The organism is Haloarchaeobius sp. FL176 (genome assembly GCF_024609245.1).
GTDB lineage: Archaea > Halobacteriota > Halobacteria > Halobacteriales > Natrialbaceae > Haloarchaeobius.
Genome location: NZ_JANJYH010000004.1, coordinates 401,360 through 417,247, shown reverse-complemented (window position 1 = coordinate 417,247; position 15,888 = coordinate 401,360). Strand labels below are relative to the sequence as shown.

General features: G+C 67.4%; 10 protein-coding genes and 1 rRNA gene. 3 read left to right on the top strand and 8 right to left on the bottom strand.

Going from position 1 to position 15,888, the window contains the following annotated elements:
• Together NO978_RS10530 and NO978_RS10525 are read right to left on the bottom strand one after the other, a co-directional pair.
• A 16S ribosomal RNA gene (locus NO978_RS10530) occupies nt 1-948 on the bottom strand; the annotation flags it as partial.
• Nucleotides 949-1,794: 846 nt separating this feature from the next.
• Entirely contained in the window at nt 1,795-2,100 is a 306-nt protein-coding gene (locus NO978_RS10525; RefSeq protein ID WP_257299542.1) for a non-histone chromosomal MC1 family protein, read from the bottom strand.
• Nucleotides 2,101-2,338: 238 nt separating this feature from the next.
• Between NO978_RS10525 and NO978_RS10520 the strand changes: the two genes are divergently transcribed.
• Both NO978_RS10520 and NO978_RS10515 read left to right on the top strand, forming a co-directional pair.
• Nucleotides 2,339-2,536 (top strand): hypothetical protein, encoded by a 198-nt coding sequence (locus tag NO978_RS10520; RefSeq protein WP_089730978.1) that lies wholly within the window; start codon nt 2,339-2,341, stop codon nt 2,534-2,536.
• 63 nt (nt 2,537-2,599) lie between these two features.
• A complete protein-coding gene (locus NO978_RS10515) occupies nt 2,600-3,655 on the top strand; it encodes a quinone-dependent dihydroorotate dehydrogenase (protein ID WP_257299541.1) in 1,056 nt (351 codons plus the stop codon).
• Between the two features lie 504 nt (nt 3,656-4,159).
• Here the strand turns inward: NO978_RS10515 and pheT are convergent.
• The 4 genes from pheT to NO978_RS10495 form a co-directional block, all read right to left on the bottom strand.
• Nucleotides 4,160-5,923: a phenylalanine--tRNA ligase subunit beta gene (gene pheT, locus NO978_RS10510; protein ID WP_257299540.1), complete on the bottom strand. Its 1,764-nt coding sequence runs from the start codon at nt 5,921-5,923 to the stop codon at nt 4,160-4,162.
• Nucleotides 5,923-7,437 carry a phenylalanine--tRNA ligase subunit alpha gene (locus NO978_RS10505; protein WP_257299539.1) on the bottom strand — a complete coding sequence of 505 codons (1,515 nt, stop codon included), beginning with the start codon at nt 7,435-7,437 and terminating at the stop codon, nt 5,923-5,925. The genes pheT and NO978_RS10505 overlap by 1 nt, the downstream gene beginning before the upstream one ends.
• 617 nt (nt 7,438-8,054) lie before the next feature.
• Entirely contained in the window at nt 8,055-9,185 is a 1,131-nt protein-coding gene (locus NO978_RS10500) for an ORC1-type DNA replication protein (protein WP_257299538.1), read from the bottom strand.
• A gap of 94 nt (nt 9,186-9,279) precedes the next feature.
• Nucleotides 9,280-11,253 (bottom strand): helix-hairpin-helix domain-containing protein, encoded by a 1,974-nt coding sequence (locus NO978_RS10495; protein ID WP_257299537.1) that lies wholly within the window; start codon nt 11,251-11,253, stop codon nt 9,280-9,282.
• Between the two features lie 174 nt (nt 11,254-11,427).
• Here NO978_RS10495 and NO978_RS10490 point away from each other — a divergent pair, with 174 nt between their 5' ends.
• On the top strand, nt 11,428-12,513 hold the full coding sequence (locus NO978_RS10490) for a phosphotransferase family protein (RefSeq protein ID WP_257299536.1): 1,086 nt from the start codon (nt 11,428-11,430) through the stop codon (nt 12,511-12,513).
• Between the two features lies 1 nt (nt 12,514).
• On the opposite strand, the gene NO978_RS10485 is transcribed toward NO978_RS10490, so the two are convergent.
• Nucleotides 12,515-15,124 (bottom strand): DUF2298 domain-containing protein, encoded by a 2,610-nt coding sequence (locus tag NO978_RS10485; RefSeq protein ID WP_257299535.1) that lies wholly within the window; start codon nt 15,122-15,124, stop codon nt 12,515-12,517.
• 62 nt (nt 15,125-15,186) lie between these two features.
• Nucleotides 15,187-15,852, bottom strand: coding sequence for a histidine phosphatase family protein (locus NO978_RS10480; RefSeq protein ID WP_257299534.1), 666 nt, complete (start codon nt 15,850-15,852; stop codon nt 15,187-15,189).
• Nucleotides 15,853-15,888 lie beyond the last annotated feature (36 nt).

Below are 15,888 nucleotides of genomic sequence, written 5' to 3'. Positions count from 1 at the left end.
CTGCATACTGTCGGAGCTGGTGAGATGTCCGGCGTTGAGTCCAATTAAACCGCAGGCTCCTCCGGTTGTAGTGCTCCCCCGCCAATTCCTTTAAGTTTCATCCTTGCGGACGTACTTCCCAGGCGGCTCACTTCACGGCTTCCCTACGGCACAGCACTGGCTCGTAGCCAGTGCCACACCTAGTGAGCATCGTTTACAGCTGGGACTACCCGGGTATCTAATCCGGTTCGTGACCCCAGCTTTCGTCCCTCACTGTCGGATCCGTCTTCCTGAGGCGCTTTCGCCACCGGTGGTCCGTCCAGGATTACGGGATTTCACTCCTACCCCAGACGTACCCCTCAGGTCTTCCGGTCCCAAGCCGATTGGTTTCCGCCGGACGCCTGCTCGTTGAGCGAGCAGATTTCCCGACGGACCCTCTCGGCCAGCTACGGACGCTTTAGGCCCAATAATATCGGTCATCACTCGAGCTGCCGGTGTTACCGCGGCGGCTGGCACCGGTCTTGCCCAGCTCTTGTTCCTGAACCACCCTAGGGTTCAGAAAAGCGAGGGCTCTATGCCCTCGCACTTGGAGTTCCCTTATCGCACTGTCGTGCAGTGTAAAGTTTTCGCGCCTGCTGCGCCCCGTAGGGCCCGGAATCTTGTCTCAGATTCCGTCTCCGGGCTCTTGCTCTCACAACCCGTACCGATTATTGGCACGGTGGGCCGTTACCCCACCGTCTACCTAATCGGCCGCAGCCACATCCTATGGCGCCGTAGCGTTTCGGGCTCAACCCATTTCCAGGGAGAGAGCCGTATGAACTATTAGCCTCAGTTTCCCGAGGTTATCGTTCTCCATAGGGTAGTTTGGCCACGTGTTACTGAGCTATCTGCCACGAGTCTGAACTCGTGCGACTAGCATGGCTAAATCGAACTCCAATAGCAATGACCTCCGGCAGGATCAACCGGAATGCTCCCGAGCGTAAGCTCGGGGGGCTTGGCGGGTGCACCGTGTGAACGGTGCATCCATATCACATTGCGTGGTCCGAGTCCGGTGAGCCAATCGGCGTAGCCGATCGAGCGTCACCGAACTACCAAGGCTAACATCAGATTCCATCGTGTACGGCGGACCGCAGGGGTGGAATCCTCATTTCCTTACGGACCTGAACGTTGTCGAGAAGACCTCTTAAACCCATCGGAGTCGTTCTCCGAGGGTGGCCCCTCGAACGCCGGTCCGTGACTGAGGCACGAGTTGAACGTGCCCCAAATCGCATCGTCTTTCGCGTTCGTATCCCAATGCCCTGTTACGTATAAGGGCGTCGGTTCGTGCCAACGCCGACGGCGATGTCGGCGGGCGGTTGCATTAGTATCGGAGGCCTCGAGTAGTACATAAGGCCTTCGAACCGAGTCGAACCGTCGCCCGGAGAGCACCGGAGAGTTCCTGCCTCCGAGCCGGATTGCGGCCAGAGGGAGTGGCGCGTCGCGCCACGTTGTTTGCATTCTATCGAAGAGGGATGATACACTTAAGGCCGTCGAACCGTCGGCGGCGTGTGAATCGCATGACGTGAGTCGGATTCTCGTGCCGAACACGTGACCCGCAGCTAGGAGAGAGTGCTACACCGAAAATGTCGCGCGGGCGGAGGCCGACCGGTCATCCCTCGCGTGTGCGTCCGGTCTGGTCGGGATAGTACCGCGCACTCGTCACTCGACGTTCCGCTCACAAACCCCTTTCGAGCCCGCAGGCGACCCGCTCACGAGGCAGGATAAAGTGGGTTAGTGCGCACGTGCGAACGCACGTGCGAGCGATGAAGGAGTGACTCAGTCCTCGAGGTGCTCGATGCCCTGCTTCGAGACGTTCGCTTCCGTGATCTCCTCGGGCATCCAGTCCGGTTTGTCGTCCGGAGCCGTCTCGTTCCAGGCCCAGCCATCGTAGATGTGGACCTTGTCGGTTCCTTTCTCGCGGAGCCGAATCTCGGTTCGATCAGCTGCATCCTCGCTCGACGCGGGGTCGAGACGACGGGCCGCTTTCAGTGCAGCCTGTCGTGGGGTGTTGCCTGAGAAGACGCTCTCCTCGCCACTGTCCTCGCGCAGCGCAAAGTTTCGCTTACCATCTTCACGTACCATGATTGTCCCTCCATGCTCATTGAGCGCACGCCCCACCATAAATATATCCCCAAAAACGGGAGACGGCGACGATGTGTTTATAAGCAGCGCCCGGTAGCAGGGTGGATTCCGTCGGTCGAAACCCCGATTTCCCGCGGTTTCATGCTGCGGAAACTCTCGCCCGCGGTGCTCTCTGCCGCCAACGCGTAGAAAACACTTAAGTATATCCTATGGCGAACACACGAGATAGACTACCTCGATGGTACGGAAAAAGAAGTTGAGTCCGAGTGGCGCCAAAGACGAGAACGGCGAGTACCACAACGTCCACATCAACCTCCACGAGGACGAGCTCGCAGTCGCAGGCATGGATATCGGCGACGAAGTGTTCGTCCGCGTGCGCGAGGACAAGATAATCATCCAGAAGGCAGACCAAGACGAAGTCGAACACGAGTTCTAACGCCGTACCATCCTCGACGGCTGTTTCGAGAGATTTACCCGCAGCCGTGCCGCTTTGTGCCACATGGACGCGTACGACGTCGCGAGACCACTCCTGTTCCGTCTTGACGCCGAGACCGCCCACGAGACCGTCCACAGTGGCCTGGCGGCCGTCCAGGGGACGCCGGTCGAACGGCTCCTCGCACGTCGATACACCGTCACCGACGACAGACTCACCGTCGACGCGTTCGGCCAGTCGTTCCCGAACCCAGTCGGCGTCGCCGCGGGCTTCGACAAGAACGCGGAGGTACCACGCGCGGTGGCCGCGCTGGGCTTCGGCCACGTCGAGGTCGGGGGCGTCACCGCGGAGGCCCAGCCCGGTAACTCCCGGCCACGCATGTTCCGCCTGCCGAGCGACCGCGCGATCATCAACCGCATGGGGCTGAACAATCAGGGCGCGGACCGCGTGGGCCGGCGGCTCCACGAGTCCGACCTCCCCGACATCCCGGTTGGGGTGAACCTCGCCAAGTCCGAACACACCCCGACCGAGGAGGCACCCGCAGACTACCGCTACACCTACGAACGCGTGGGCGACGCCGCCGACTTCTGTGTCGTCAACGTATCTTGCCCGAACTCGGAGGGCTTCCGCGACCTCCAGAACCGTGACGAGATGGCGGCTATCCTCGGCGGACTCGTCGACGCGGGCGCGGAGCCGCTCCTGGTCAAACTCTCGCCGGACCTCCCCGAACCAGCCGTCGAGACCGCGCTCGACCTCGTCGACGAGCTGGGGCTCGACGGCGTCGTCGCCGCGAACACCACGACCGAGCGCCCGGAGTCGCTCACGCACCCGGACGCGGACGAGACGGGCGGCCTCTCCGGTGCCCCCATCGAGGACCGCGCCACGGAGATGGTCCGTTTCGTCGCCGAGCGCGTGGACGTCCCCGTCGTCGGCGTCGGTGGCGTCGGCTCCGCCGAGGACGCCTACCGGAAGATCCGCGCCGGGGCCTCCCTCGTTCAGCTCTACACCGCGCTCGTCTACGAGGGACCCGGTCTGGCGCGCGACATCAACGAGGGGCTGCTCGACCTGCTCGAACGCGACGGCTTCGACTCGGTCGAGGATGCGGTGGGCGCGGACCTCTGAGCTACCTGTCGGCGATTCTGAACCAACCGACTGCCGCGCGGCTGTCTCGGAATCGCACCGCGGTTCCGATGGCCAGTGAGAGCGAAGCTCTCAGGCTGCCGAACGTGCCGAGCGACAGCGAGGTGCGCGAGTCAGGCACGTGCGAGAGACGAGCATCGTGGTTCGAGAGAGCAAAGCTCTCTCGTCATCACCGGGATCCTCCGGATTCCGGTTAGCAGCCAGAACGCCCCGCGTTCTGGCGACATCACGAAAATCCTCGATTTTCGAACGACAGCGGAGCGAGAAGCGCAGGACGCTGGGGAGGCGTAAGGTGCGGTCGCGAGGGGAGGGCTGAAAGGAGCGAGGTTCTCGATGAGCCCCGACCACCTGAGGACCGCAGGCACGAGGAGCGGTCACGAGACGCGGGAGTCGAGAAGCTCGAGACTTTCTGACTGTTCTCGTCACCAGTACTCCTCTCGAGGAACAACGAACAACGGACGAAGCCGGAAGACCAGCGTCGAAACCCTACTTCAGCGCCTCAAGGCCGAACTCGAACGCCACGACGGGCAGCTCCAGGTCGTGCTCGACGAGCACGGCGGGGTGGAGTTCACCGACGACGCCCACGGCCTCGCCGTCCATCACGACGCTCGCGGTGCGCCCGTCGATGAACGACGGGTGCTCGGTTCGCGGCGTCTCCAGTTCGACGTCGAAGTCACGCGCAAGTGACTGCAGGACGGCCTTCGCGTCCTCGTAGGAGGCGTCGTGGCGGGCGAGGGCGCCGGCGACCGTCTGGCGCTCGGCGACGTAGCTGTCCTCGCTGGCATCGTACTCGGCGGCGAAGCCGACCTCGGCGATGTCCTGGGGGTACGAGCGGTGGGTGTTGTTCTCGAGCACCATCGCGAGCGACGGGAGCGCCCACGTCCGGACCATGGTGTAGTCCTCGCTGTATGGCTCGGTGATGGTGACGGGCTCGCCCGCGCCGAGGCAGTCGTCCTCGTCGGGGTTGACACGCATCCGCTCGTAGTTCTCCGCCTCGTTGGTCATGTGGAAGTTGAGCAGGTCGGTGAAGCCCAGTCCCACGAGCTGCTCGCGCACGGCGTCCTCGAGGGTCGAGCGGTCGTGCCGGCCGCCGACCGTCCCGACTTCGGGGTACTGGGGGTCCAGCTCGTTGAAGCCGTACGCACGGCCCACGTCGTCGACGATGTCGAGGGGATGGAGCACGTCGACGCGGTACGGCGGGACGGCCACCCGGTACCCGAGCGCGCCGTCGTCGGTCTCTTCGGTTGCGGCGTCGAGTCCCGCCCGTTCGAGCAGGTCGACGACCTCGTCGGGGTCGAAGTTGACGCCGAGCAGCCCCTCGATGCGGTCGTGGGTGACGTGCTTCTCGCTGGTCGAGAGGTCGGGGCGGACGACGTCGACGCCGGGGTCGACGCGCTCGACGCTCTCGTCGGCGTAGACGGGGTCGTCGGGGTAGTCGACGGTGACCTCCTCGACGGTCGCCCCGCGGGCGTCGAGCGCGTAGCAGACGATGTTCAGCATCTTGTCGATGGTCCACTGGTCCGTTCCGGTCATCTCGACGAACAGGTCCCGCGAGTCGGTGTCGACCTCGGTCCGGCGGCCGTTGATGACCGGCGGGAACGAGAACAACCCGATGTCGTCGTAGATGGCGGGGTAGCGCTCGTAGTCGGCGACGATATCGGCGTACTCCTTGCCAGTCTGGTGCTCGGTGAGCACCTCGCCCGGGGTGAGTTCGCGGTCGCTGTCGAGCGGGACGAACCGGTCCTCGTCGGGCTCGACACCGACGTACTGGATGCTGTTGCCGGCCTCCTCGCTGGCGAGCCGGCCCTTGAGCATCGTCAGGTCGTGGATGCCAATGGCGCCCTTGACACGCTTCCGGCCCATCGTCGCGTGGAGCTTCTCCTGCAGCTGGATGAGCGAGTCGAGCGCGGCTTCGTCGAGGTTCACGTCCCGGATGACCGCGCCGGTGACGAACGGTCGCTCGTCGGGCACGGACGGATCGACCTCGATGGTCCAGTCGGGGTCGTTCGTGTTCGGCACGTAGACGCCGCGGTCGTCGCCGTACTGGTAGCGCAGGCTACGCGCGACGCCCTCGACCGAGAGCCGGTCGAGCCGGTCCGGTGCGAACTCGAGCTGGAACTCGCCGTCCTCCGTCTCGCCCTCGAACTCCAGCCCGAGGCCGAACAGGTCCTCTTTGAGCTCCGCGTCGTCTTTCTCGTCGTGGCCGGTGAACCGGCGCAGCGCGTCGGGGTCGACGTCGACGACGGGCATCAGTGCACCACCTCCTCGGTCCGCAGGAAATCAAGGTCGACGAGCGTCCCGTGCACGTCGCGGATGTCCTCGAAGCCGTGGGTGAGCATCAGCAGCCGCTCCAGCGCGAGCCCCCAGGCCATCACGTCGCAGTCGACGCCGAGCGGGCGGAGCACCTCCTCGCGGAAGATACCCGAGTTCCCTATCTCGACGATCTCGCCTGTCTCGGGGTGCTCGCCGAACAGCTCGAAGCTCGGCTCCGTGTACGGGTTGTAGTGGGGCTTGAACTGCAGGTCGGTGATGCCGAACTGCTCGTAGAACTCCGTGAACGTCCCCATCAGGTCACGCACGGAGAGGTCCTCGGCCATCACCCAGCCCTCGATCTGGAAGAACTCCAGCAGGTGGGTCGCGTCGAGCGTGTCGTTCCGGTACACCTTCTCCACGCTGAAGTACCGCTGTGGCGGTTCCAGCTCCCCCTCGGCCAGCCCGGAGAGGTAGCGCATCGACAGCGAGGTGGTGTGCCCGCGCAGGTCGACGCCGCGAGCCACCTCCTCGGTCCACGGCGAGTGGTAGCCGTCGCCGTCCTCGCCGACACCGTTTCTGTGGGCGTCCTCGACCCGGTCGACGAGCTCCGCGGGGAGGTCCTGCATCGGCGGCACGTCCAGTGCGAACTGGTCCCAGTGGGTCCGGGCCGGGTGGTCCTGAGGCATGAACAGGCAGTCGTTGATCCAGAACTCCGCGTCGGCGTGCGGGCCCTCCATCTCCTGAAAGCCCATCCCGACCAGCACGTCCTTCACGCGGTCGGCCGTCTGTCGCAGGATGTGCTTCTTGCCGCCGTAGCGCGTCTCCGCGTCGGCCTCGACGTTGTACTCGGTGAACTCGACATCCTGCCAGTCGCCGCTGGTCAGCAGTTCGGGGGTGAGCTGGCCGACCGTCTCGCTCTCCTCGACGCCCTCCATCAGTGCCGTCACGCCCTCGTCGGTCAGCGTGACCAGTCGCTCGGTCGACTCCGAGACGGTGACGAGGTCACGGCTCACGAGCTGGTCGAGCACCGACTCCTCGATGTCCTCGGCGTCAACGGGCCCGTCCGCCAGCGCGGTCAGCACCGTCGCCTCCCCGTCCGCGTCGGGGTCCGCATCCGGGTCCGCGGTCAGCTCGCCCGACTCGATGCTGCCGTAGCCCTTCCGGGCGTAGTTCGCCAGCGCGATGTCGACCGCGTCGCCCTCCAGCCCGGACGCGCCGATGGCCTGGCCCATCGATATCGCGTCGTCGGTGGCGCCGGCCTCGACGGCCGCCCGGTAGAGTCGTACCTCCGGCAGCCCGGACTCGACGTACGTCTCACCCTCGTCGGTGAGCGCGACTCGTTTCTCGGTTCGCTCCTCGACCGTGAGGAGGCAACGATTCTCGAGCTCGAACACCGCGCCGACGACCGTCTCGGGCTTTGCCCCGAGCTCGTCGGCCAGCGCCGTCACCGACCTCGCGTCGGTGGCGCTCGCGGCTTCGAGTACCGAAACCTGTGTCCCTGGTAGTTGCATTGGTGGTGGATGCTCGCGTCTTGCAGTTAGCTATTCCGGAGGAGCGCGCGATTTCGTCGGCTGCGGGTCGTCGTGGTGCCCATCACCGAGTCCGCCACGCTCACGCCGGCGCAAAAAAGCCGAACCCCGGGGTGTCGCCAGCCTGCTCCGGTGCGATACCACGATGGCGGGATTCGGATGCCATACCCTGACGTTTCTGTTAGTCGGGCAAAAGCCTTCGGTCAGCGTGCGAAGCCGTGTGTGGTGGTCGTCTCGGGAACTTCCTCGTTCCGTGGACAGCCGGAAACATCGGTCCCTCGTGGAGATTACTGACACCACGAACAACCAGAAAGCCCCACCCGACCGCACCGCACCTCGAACCTCCCCAGCCGACTGCGATGCTCGGTCGCAAGCTCCCTGCGCTTCGCGTCCCTCGCACGGGTGTCTGCACGCCGGCCTCGCTTGCGCTCACGGGTCGCACGCTCCACGTTCGCATCGCGTCTCACTCGCTAGCGCTCGCTCCGAACCGCGCACCGCTCGGCACGCTCGCGGGCCGCGCGCCACCGGTTGGACGGGGAGTGGCGGAGAGCACCGGCTATCGAGCATGCGAACGAACCAGAACCACCGGGGGACAGAAGTTACAATCGGTCCAACACAGCCTCGCGGTCGTACTCAAGCGTCAGCTCCCGCGACCGGCCGCGACCCTCGACCTCGGCGTACTCGGTCTCGACGATGCCGAGGTCGTCGAGCTTGTTGACTATCTCGGAGTATCGCGTGTAGCCGAGGCCGGTCCGCTCGTGGAACCGCTCGTACACCTCGCCGGCGCGTTCGCCCTCGTACTCGGCGATGACCTCGACGAGCGCGAGCTCGGACTCGCTCAGCCCCTCCAGCGAGCGCCGGAGGTGGACGTACTTCGACTTCTCGTAGGCGGCTTTCACGTCCTGCTCCTCGACAGTTCGGGCGGCGCGCATCTCGGCGTGAAGGCCGGCCCGCCGGAGCAGGTCGATGCCGACGCGCAGGTCGCCGGTGTCGGCGGTGAAATCGGCGACGAGGTCGAGGATCGGTGCCGGAATCACGTCGTCCTGGAAGCCGCGTTTGACGCGCTCGCGGAGGATCTCGACGATCTCGCCCTCGTCATACGGCGGGAAGTAGATGTCCTCGGGCCGGAAGACGGACTGCACGCGGGAGTCGAGCTCGTCCATCACGTTCAGGTTCGGGTCCGAGGAGACGACGATGACGCCGATACGCGCGCCGGAGTGCTCCTCGTGGGCCCGGAGCAGCGAGTACAGCGTGTCGGAGGCCTCGCTCTCGTAGAACAGGTAGTTCACGTCGTCGAGCGCGACGACGAGCACCTCGTCCTCGTCGACGAGCCGTTCGGTCACCTGCGAGAACAGCTTCTTGAATGAGATGCCCGAGGCGGGCGGCTCGTAGTCGAACATCCCCTCGAACAGCCGGGAGAACACCGAGTAGCGCGTCGCGTTCATCTGACAGTTCACGCGGACGGTGCGCACGTCGCTGGTCTCCGCCTGGAGCTCCGAGAACAGCTTCTGGACGGCGGTCGTCTTCCCGGTGCCGGGCGGCCCGCGGACGACGGCGTTGAGGGGACGGGACCCCCTGACGGCGGGACGAAGGACGTACTGCAGGCTCTGCGTCTGTGTCTCGCGGTGTTTGAACGTCTCGGGGACGTAGTCGATCTCGAACACCCGCTCGTTGCGGAAGACGGACTCGTCCCAGCCCAGCATTCCCTCGTCTGGAGGGTCCTCTGCCATCACTTTCACCACGCTACGCTGAGTACTTAGTCCTTCGGCAGACTCGCGTCAGACGCTCGAAATCGGCCGACACGCCCGACCCCCGGCCGCGGCCTCACTCGAACTTCTCCAGCAGCCGGTCGTAGAACGTGGCGTCGGACTCACCGGCGAGCTTCTCGACGATGAGCTCAGGCGTCGAGCGCGCGAGGTGGTCCTTCACTGGCGACCGGTTCACGACGAGCTCGCCGTCGACCAGCCCGACCGCCTCGATACCGTCCACTGTCACCTCGAAGTTCGCCGTCTCGCGTATCTCGCCCGCGAGGTGGGAGACGAACACCGCCGACGCGCCGTTCTCGTCGAGCGCCTCGAGGATGCCAGCGATGATCTTCGCCGACGCCCCCGGCTCCGTGATGGACTCCAGCTCGTCGACGAGAACCAGCGAGTCCGCGCCGCCGTCGGCCACGTCGGCGAACTCCCGGACCGTGGACTCGAACGCGCCCGCGTCGAGTGTTCCCTGGGTCTTCGCGTGGTAGTGCAGCGACGAGAACCGCTGGAGCCGCACCGACTCCGCCGGAACGGGCAGCCCCATCTGCGCGAGGACGACCACGCTCGCAACGAGGTCAAGCGTCGACGTCTTCCCACCCGAGTTGACACCCGAGAGCAGCGCCACGCTCTCGATGCCGTAGTCGACCGGGTCGACCTCGTCGTGGGGCACGTCGAGCAGGAGCGAGCGCCCGCCCTCGATGGCGACGCCCTCGCCCTCGAACGTCGGCAGCGTGCAGTCGTAGTCGTCGGCGAACCGCGCGACGGCGAGCGCCACGTCGAGTTCGAGTGCGGCCCCCACGAGCGCTTCGGCGTCCGGCCGGCGGTCCGCGAGTTCGTCGGCCAGCTCCCGCTTCAGCCGTGTCTCGCGTCGCTCCTTCGCCGCGGTGAGGTCCTCGCGGAGCCGGGAGACGACGGTCTCGTCGTGGTCCACGGGGTACGTCGGCTCGTCGCCGAACGCCCGTCGCGCGACCTCGGCCTCGCCCGTGTCGAGGTCGAGATTCTCGACGAGGTGGTCCCGCGCGGCGTCGACCGCGTCGGCGTACTCGTCGGCGAGTTCGCGCGAGAGCAGCGAGTCCACGCCAGCACCGCGCTCGACCAGCGAGAGCAGGTCCGCGCCCTCGATGGTCACGTCGCGCTCCTCGATTGCCTCCCGCAGCCGGTCGTTGGCGACGTTCTCGGCCATCCCGACCGCGGCGTCGAGGTCGTCGAGCGCGGTCGCGAGCCGGTCGACCTCCGCGTCGCCCGCGATGCCGCCGTCTCCGGTCAGCCCCGAGAGCGCGTCCTCGAGCGCGTCGAGGTCACACGGTGCGTCGAGGTCGGCCGCGCGATGGACCGCGATGGCCGCCCGGATGCGGTCCCGGTTCGTCGCGAAGAAGGAAAGCGCACGCTCCGGGACGACCTCCACGGGGTTCGACAGCGCGTTCGGTTCGACCCGCACGTCCCCCTCGACCTCGACACCGGCGAACGTCTCGTCCAGCGCGATGACCGTCGAGTACCCCCGCGCGAGGTCCGCCAGGCCCCGCGCGTCGTCGACGACCTCGACCGGCAGTTCGGGAATCGCCTCCCGTGCAGTCGCGTACGTCTCCCCGTCGGTCGTCGCCAGACAGCGGTCCCGAACCGACACGTCCCGCGGGTCCGTGAGCGGTTCGACCCCCGCCAGCGCGTCGAGCACGTCGTCGCTCACGTCCCGGTCCATCGCGCGCTCGGTGAACTCTCGCACCTCGTCGATCCGTGACTGTGCCGCGCTCGGGTAGAACGTCTCCATCCGCTTGGCCCCGTAGTCCGTCACGGTCCGGGCCTTGAGCTCGCCGAGCATCGCCCGGTACACCTCCCGGGCGCGGTCGGTCGCGAGGAAGCCACCGGGGTCGTCGTGTTCGGTCCGGATGGCCGCCCGCGCGATGCGTGCGGCTCGCCCCTCGGAAACGCCCGGTGCGCGCGAGAGCGTCGCCACGTCGCCCGCCCGCAACGCCGCCTCGGGGTCGTCGAGTTCGGCCAGCGCGTCGGCCGTCTTCGCGCCGACGCCCGGTATCGCCGACAGTTCCATCGCGTTCCCCTATCCGGGGCTAGGCGAAAAAGCTCCCGCCGTCGAGCCCGGTATCGCCGACACTGCCACGAGCGTTCCATCGCTGACGGCGACCTCCAGACGGTGTGACCCGCCCGTGCCTCGACTTGTCACACCGCCGGGAGTGTTTTTGAACCACCCGTGCTCGCTCCGCCAATGAGCGATGCTGCCCTCGACACGACGGCTCTCGAAGCCTTCCTCGCGACAGAACTGGACACCGAAATCACGGCTGTCGAAACGCTCTCTGACGGCCTCAACCTCGTCCTCGCGGTCTCGACCCCGGACGAGGAGTACATCGTCCGTCGCCCGAATAAACTGCGTGACCGGGGCTACATCAACGAACTCGGGGACGAGTACGGGGTGATGGAACGTCTCCACGACACGGCTATTGCGACGCCGGAGCCGGTGCTGTACTGCGACGACGCGGCGATCCTCGACGGCGCGTTCTTCATCATCCCCCACCTCGACGGCGAGGTGGTCCCACTGGGCTCTGACCTGCCGGCCCGGTTCCAGCATCCGGACGCACGCCGACAGCTCGCCCATGTACTCGTCGACACCCTCGCGGACGTGCACGCGCTCGACACCGAGCCGTTCGAGGAGTTCTGTGGCGACCGCACCCCACGCGAGCAGGTCGCGGACGCCCTCCACCGACTCGACGAGGCCGCCGAGGTCACGGGCTGCGAGTTCGCCAGACTCTGGGGCGTCGGGGAGTGGCTGGTCGAGCACGCGCCCGGGAATCCGGACACGACGCTCGTTCACGGCGACTTCCGCCCCGGGAACGTCCTGTTCGCCGGCGACGAGACACCGGAGATAACCGCAGTCCTCGACTGGGAGACCGCGCTGCTCGGCGACCCGCTCACCGAACTCGGCTACCTGCTGTTGCGCTGGGGCGACACGGACGACCCGACCGTCCCCCTCGACGGCATCGAGCAACGGTACCCCGAGCAGGAGGAGACCGTCGCGGACCTCCGCGAGCAGAACGAGCGCGGGCTCGCGCCGTTCACCACCGACCCCGGCAGCCCGACTCGAAGAGAACTCGTGGCGCGGTACGAGGAACGAACGGGCCGGACGTTCGAGCACGAACGGTTCTACCGGGCGAACGCGGCGTTCTCGCTCGCGTCGGTGTGGGTCGACCTGCACCGCTACAGGGTGGAACACGACGAGGAGTCAGCGTTCGAGCCGTTCGTCGACCACATGACGCTGCTCGCGGAGGGAATCGTCGACGGGGAGCGCCCGCTGTAGCTCAGACCGCGACCGTCGCGTTCGTGTCGGTCCCGTTCCACCGCGCCGTCCCGTTCGCCGGCCACTCGTCCTCGTCGCCCGTGAGCTCGTCGTGGTCGACGGCGTAGATGGTCACCTTGTCGTTCTCGAAGGCGACCGAGATGCCGTCGTGGTGGTGGAACTGCCGGAGGTCGCTCCCGTACAGCTCGAAGGCCCGCGGCCCGACGTAGATGTACTGCACGTCGTGCTCGCGGAGCGCCGCGGTGGCGTTCGCCCAGGTGCCCCCGTAGATGTCGTCGACCTGCTCCATGCGGTGGAGGTACGCCTCGCCGCCGCGGTAGTTGACCTGGTGGTCCCAGCCGAGCACCGTCGGGAGCCCGGTCAGCGTCGCCGCCGGCGCGATCCAGTCGTACTCGACGTAGATGCGCTCGGGGTCGTCGGGCACCGGCCTGTCGACGGGTTCGACGATGGCGGGGCGGCCCTCGCGGTCGTCGAGCCAGTGGATGGCCTCGATCTCCTCGGCCTTCCAGCGTTCGTGGGTCGCCAGTCCGTCGACGGTCGCCGGGGCACCCTCGTCGTAGGGTGCCTTCACCTCGTCCGCGAACGCCAGCGCGACGAACGGCGTGCTCGTCAGGACCACGGCGATCGCGAGGACCGCGATGCCGAGCGTGGCGAGTGACGACCGTACCCGGGAGCCGCCGTCGGTCGCCGTCGTGTCGACGTGGGTCTGCGGACCGGCGTCGTCGACGCCAGCGGTGTCGCTCGCCTCCGGGCCGGCGGTGTCGGCGGTCGAGTCGCTCGCGAGCACGTCGAACGCGTCCGAGAGCACGAGCGCGGTGATGCCGCCGGCCCCGGCAGCGGCGAGCGTCCAGCCCTGCACTGCCACTTTCAGCGTCGTGTTCCAGCGCGGCAGGTCGTACGGCGCGACGCGGGCGTGGAGCACCTCGAACGAGAGCAGGAGCCCGACGCCCCCGACGACGAGGACGCCCTCGAAGCCGACGCGGTCGGTGCGGACGAGCCACCACATCCCGACGAGGATGGGGCCGACGACCGCGAACACCGCGAAGTCGACGACGTGGACGAGCACCGCGCCGACGACGAGCAGGGCGACCGCTCCACCGGCGGACACCCAGGTCGGCAGCGCGCGGACCTCGGGCCAGCTCCGGTAGACCACGAACCCGGCGAACAGCGCCATGATGCCGCCGTAGATGACGAGGAACGGCGCGAGGCCCGTTCGCGGCGGGAGGAAGCCGATGCCGTCGTTCGTCGGCACGTGCCCGAATATCAGGAACGGCGAGGCGAGGGCGACGCCGACGACGCCGACGAGCGCCGCGAACACGCCGGCGAGGACGACGCGCCAGGTCTCGGCGGCGAGCCGACGGCCGAGTGCGGCGCCGGACGTGGTGTCGGGTTCGGCGTCCTCCGGAAGCGAGTCGTCGCTCTCGGCCGTCGGGTCGAACCGCAGCCGCTCGCCGAGTTCGCCGGGCAGCAGCGTCGCCGGGTGCGCGTCCGCGGCGGCCATCGCCAGCCACGCCAGCCCGACCGCCGTGGGCAGCGACCAGGTGTTCATGAAGCCGAAGACGCCCGCGATGAGGCCGATACCGCCGTAGACGAGGCCGACTCTGCGGAGCCGGTGCTCGGCGGGCGTGAGGTAGTACGCCAGCGCGAGCGCGGCGGCGACGAGGATGTAGCCGTTCGCGAGCGCGTGGCCGTGGAGGTCGGACTTGATGAACGAGTACAGCGGGAACTCCTGGAGCGTGCCGGGGACGACGTAGCGGGTGAACCACCACCCCCAGCTGTCCATGTGGCCGCCCTCCTGGACGGCTGCCCGCATCGCCTGGTCCATCGTCTCGATGCCGTCGTCGCCGAGATAGAAGCGGCGCGCGACGAACCCGAACGCGGGCTGGCCGTACTCGACAGCCGTGTCGATGGGGAGCGCGCCGAGGACCAGCCGGACGAACGTCGTGAGCGCGCCCGCGATGGCGACGAAGAAGACGCCGAACGCGCCGCCGAGCCGGTACGAGCGGTCACGCAGCGAGGTGACGGTGCCGACCAGTCCGTACGCGGCGACGACCAGCATCGCGTAGAACGCGGGGATGCCGAGGTTGAACGCGTAGCGAGCCGGCGTGTCGGTGAGGAGGGCCATCATCGCGACCTGCAGCTGCGTGCCGTAGTAGTACCGGAGCGGCTCGCCGGCGAACCAGAAGTCCTCCGGCGGGAGCGAACCGGCCCGGAGCAGCGACTTCACCAGCCCGAAGTGGAGGAACTGCTCGCCGCCGACGGGCGTGATACCGGCGTTGTACGCGCGGAACGCGGTCAGGAACAGGAAGCCGAGCGCGAAGACGACGTAGCTGCCGGCGACGCCGCGCCAGTCCGGCTCGACGCCGCGGTAGAGGGCGAGCCCGGAGGCCCCGACGACGACCGCGAGGCCGGCGAACACGGTGAGGGGCCCGAACGTCGCCTGGCCGAGCCAGAAGACGAGGAGGACAGTCGGGAGCAGTGCGGCGGGGATCGCGAACGCCGCCCCGCGACGGGGGAACTGGCGGAAGACGACCGCCGCAAGGGGGGCGCCGATGACGGCGAGGGCGGCGAACACGAGGAGCCACTTGGTGACGACGAACACCTCGAACATACCTACGAACGCGCCACTCGGCGGGCGTAAACCTTCTGGAGTCGCTCACGAACCGCAGTCGCCTACTCCGAACTTCCGGCGGCGGTCGCCCCCGACTCCCGGTAGTCCGTGTCGCCGTCGCAGACGACGACCGGGCCATCGTCGGTCAGCCGGACCGTCGACACCGCACAGTTGCCCTGGTCGTGCTCGGTGAGTGCGGTGACGAGGTCCTGCCCGCGAAGGTGGCCGAGCAGGACGTACAGCGGCCCGCCGTGGGTGACCACCGCTACCGTCTCGCCACCGTCGAGAGCGGCGACGAGTCGGGTCCACGCGTCGAGGACCCGCTCGCGCGCCGCGAGCAACGACTCGCCGCCTTCGGGCTCGGTCCGGGCGGCCTCGATCCCGATTTCGTGGACCGCGAACTCGGGATGTCGCTCGAACACCTCCTCGTAACTGAGTCCCTGATACACCCCGAAACTCCGTTCCCGCCAGTCACGGTCGTAGTCGACCGGACAGTCGACGTGCCGAGCGACGAGCCGCGCCGTCTCGCGGGTCCGCCGGAGGTCGGAGGCGACCACACGGCCCACGTCGTAGGCGTCGGTGAGGTGGCGCCCGAGTGCAGTCGCCTGTTCGCGCCCCGTGTCGGTCAACGAGGTCGGTGCCCAGCCCTGGATACGCCGCTCGCGGTTCCACTGGGTCTCGCCGTGGCGTGCCAGCACCACCGTCGCATCACCCGTGTCCAACTCCATACTGGAACAATCGACCGACGCGAAGAAGTGTGTACC

Excerpts from the sequence above, each read along its gene's own strand:
- NO978_RS10525 (WP_257299542.1), bottom strand. The coding sequence starts at position 2,100 with ATGGTACGTGAAGATGGTAAGCGAAACTTTGCGCTGCGCGAGGACAGT.
- NO978_RS10520 (WP_089730978.1), top strand. The coding sequence starts at position 2,339 with ATGGTACGGAAAAAGAAGTTGAGTCCGAGTGGCGCCAAAGACGAGAAC.
- NO978_RS10515 (WP_257299541.1), top strand. The coding sequence starts at position 2,600 with ATGGACGCGTACGACGTCGCGAGACCACTCCTGTTCCGTCTTGACGCC.
- pheT (WP_257299540.1), bottom strand. The coding sequence starts at position 5,923 with ATGCCCGTCGTCGACGTCGACCCCGACGCGCTGCGCCGGTTCACCGGC.
- NO978_RS10505 (WP_257299539.1), bottom strand. The coding sequence starts at position 7,437 with ATGCAACTACCAGGGACACAGGTTTCGGTACTCGAAGCCGCGAGCGCC.
- NO978_RS10500 (WP_257299538.1), bottom strand. The coding sequence starts at position 9,185 with ATGGCAGAGGACCCTCCAGACGAGGGAATGCTGGGCTGGGACGAGTCC.
- NO978_RS10495 (WP_257299537.1), bottom strand. The coding sequence starts at position 11,253 with ATGGAACTGTCGGCGATACCGGGCGTCGGCGCGAAGACGGCCGACGCG.
- NO978_RS10490 (WP_257299536.1), top strand. The coding sequence starts at position 11,428 with ATGAGCGATGCTGCCCTCGACACGACGGCTCTCGAAGCCTTCCTCGCG.
- NO978_RS10485 (WP_257299535.1), bottom strand. The coding sequence starts at position 15,124 with ATGTTCGAGGTGTTCGTCGTCACCAAGTGGCTCCTCGTGTTCGCCGCC.
- NO978_RS10480 (WP_257299534.1), bottom strand. The coding sequence starts at position 15,852 with ATGGAGTTGGACACGGGTGATGCGACGGTGGTGCTGGCACGCCACGGC.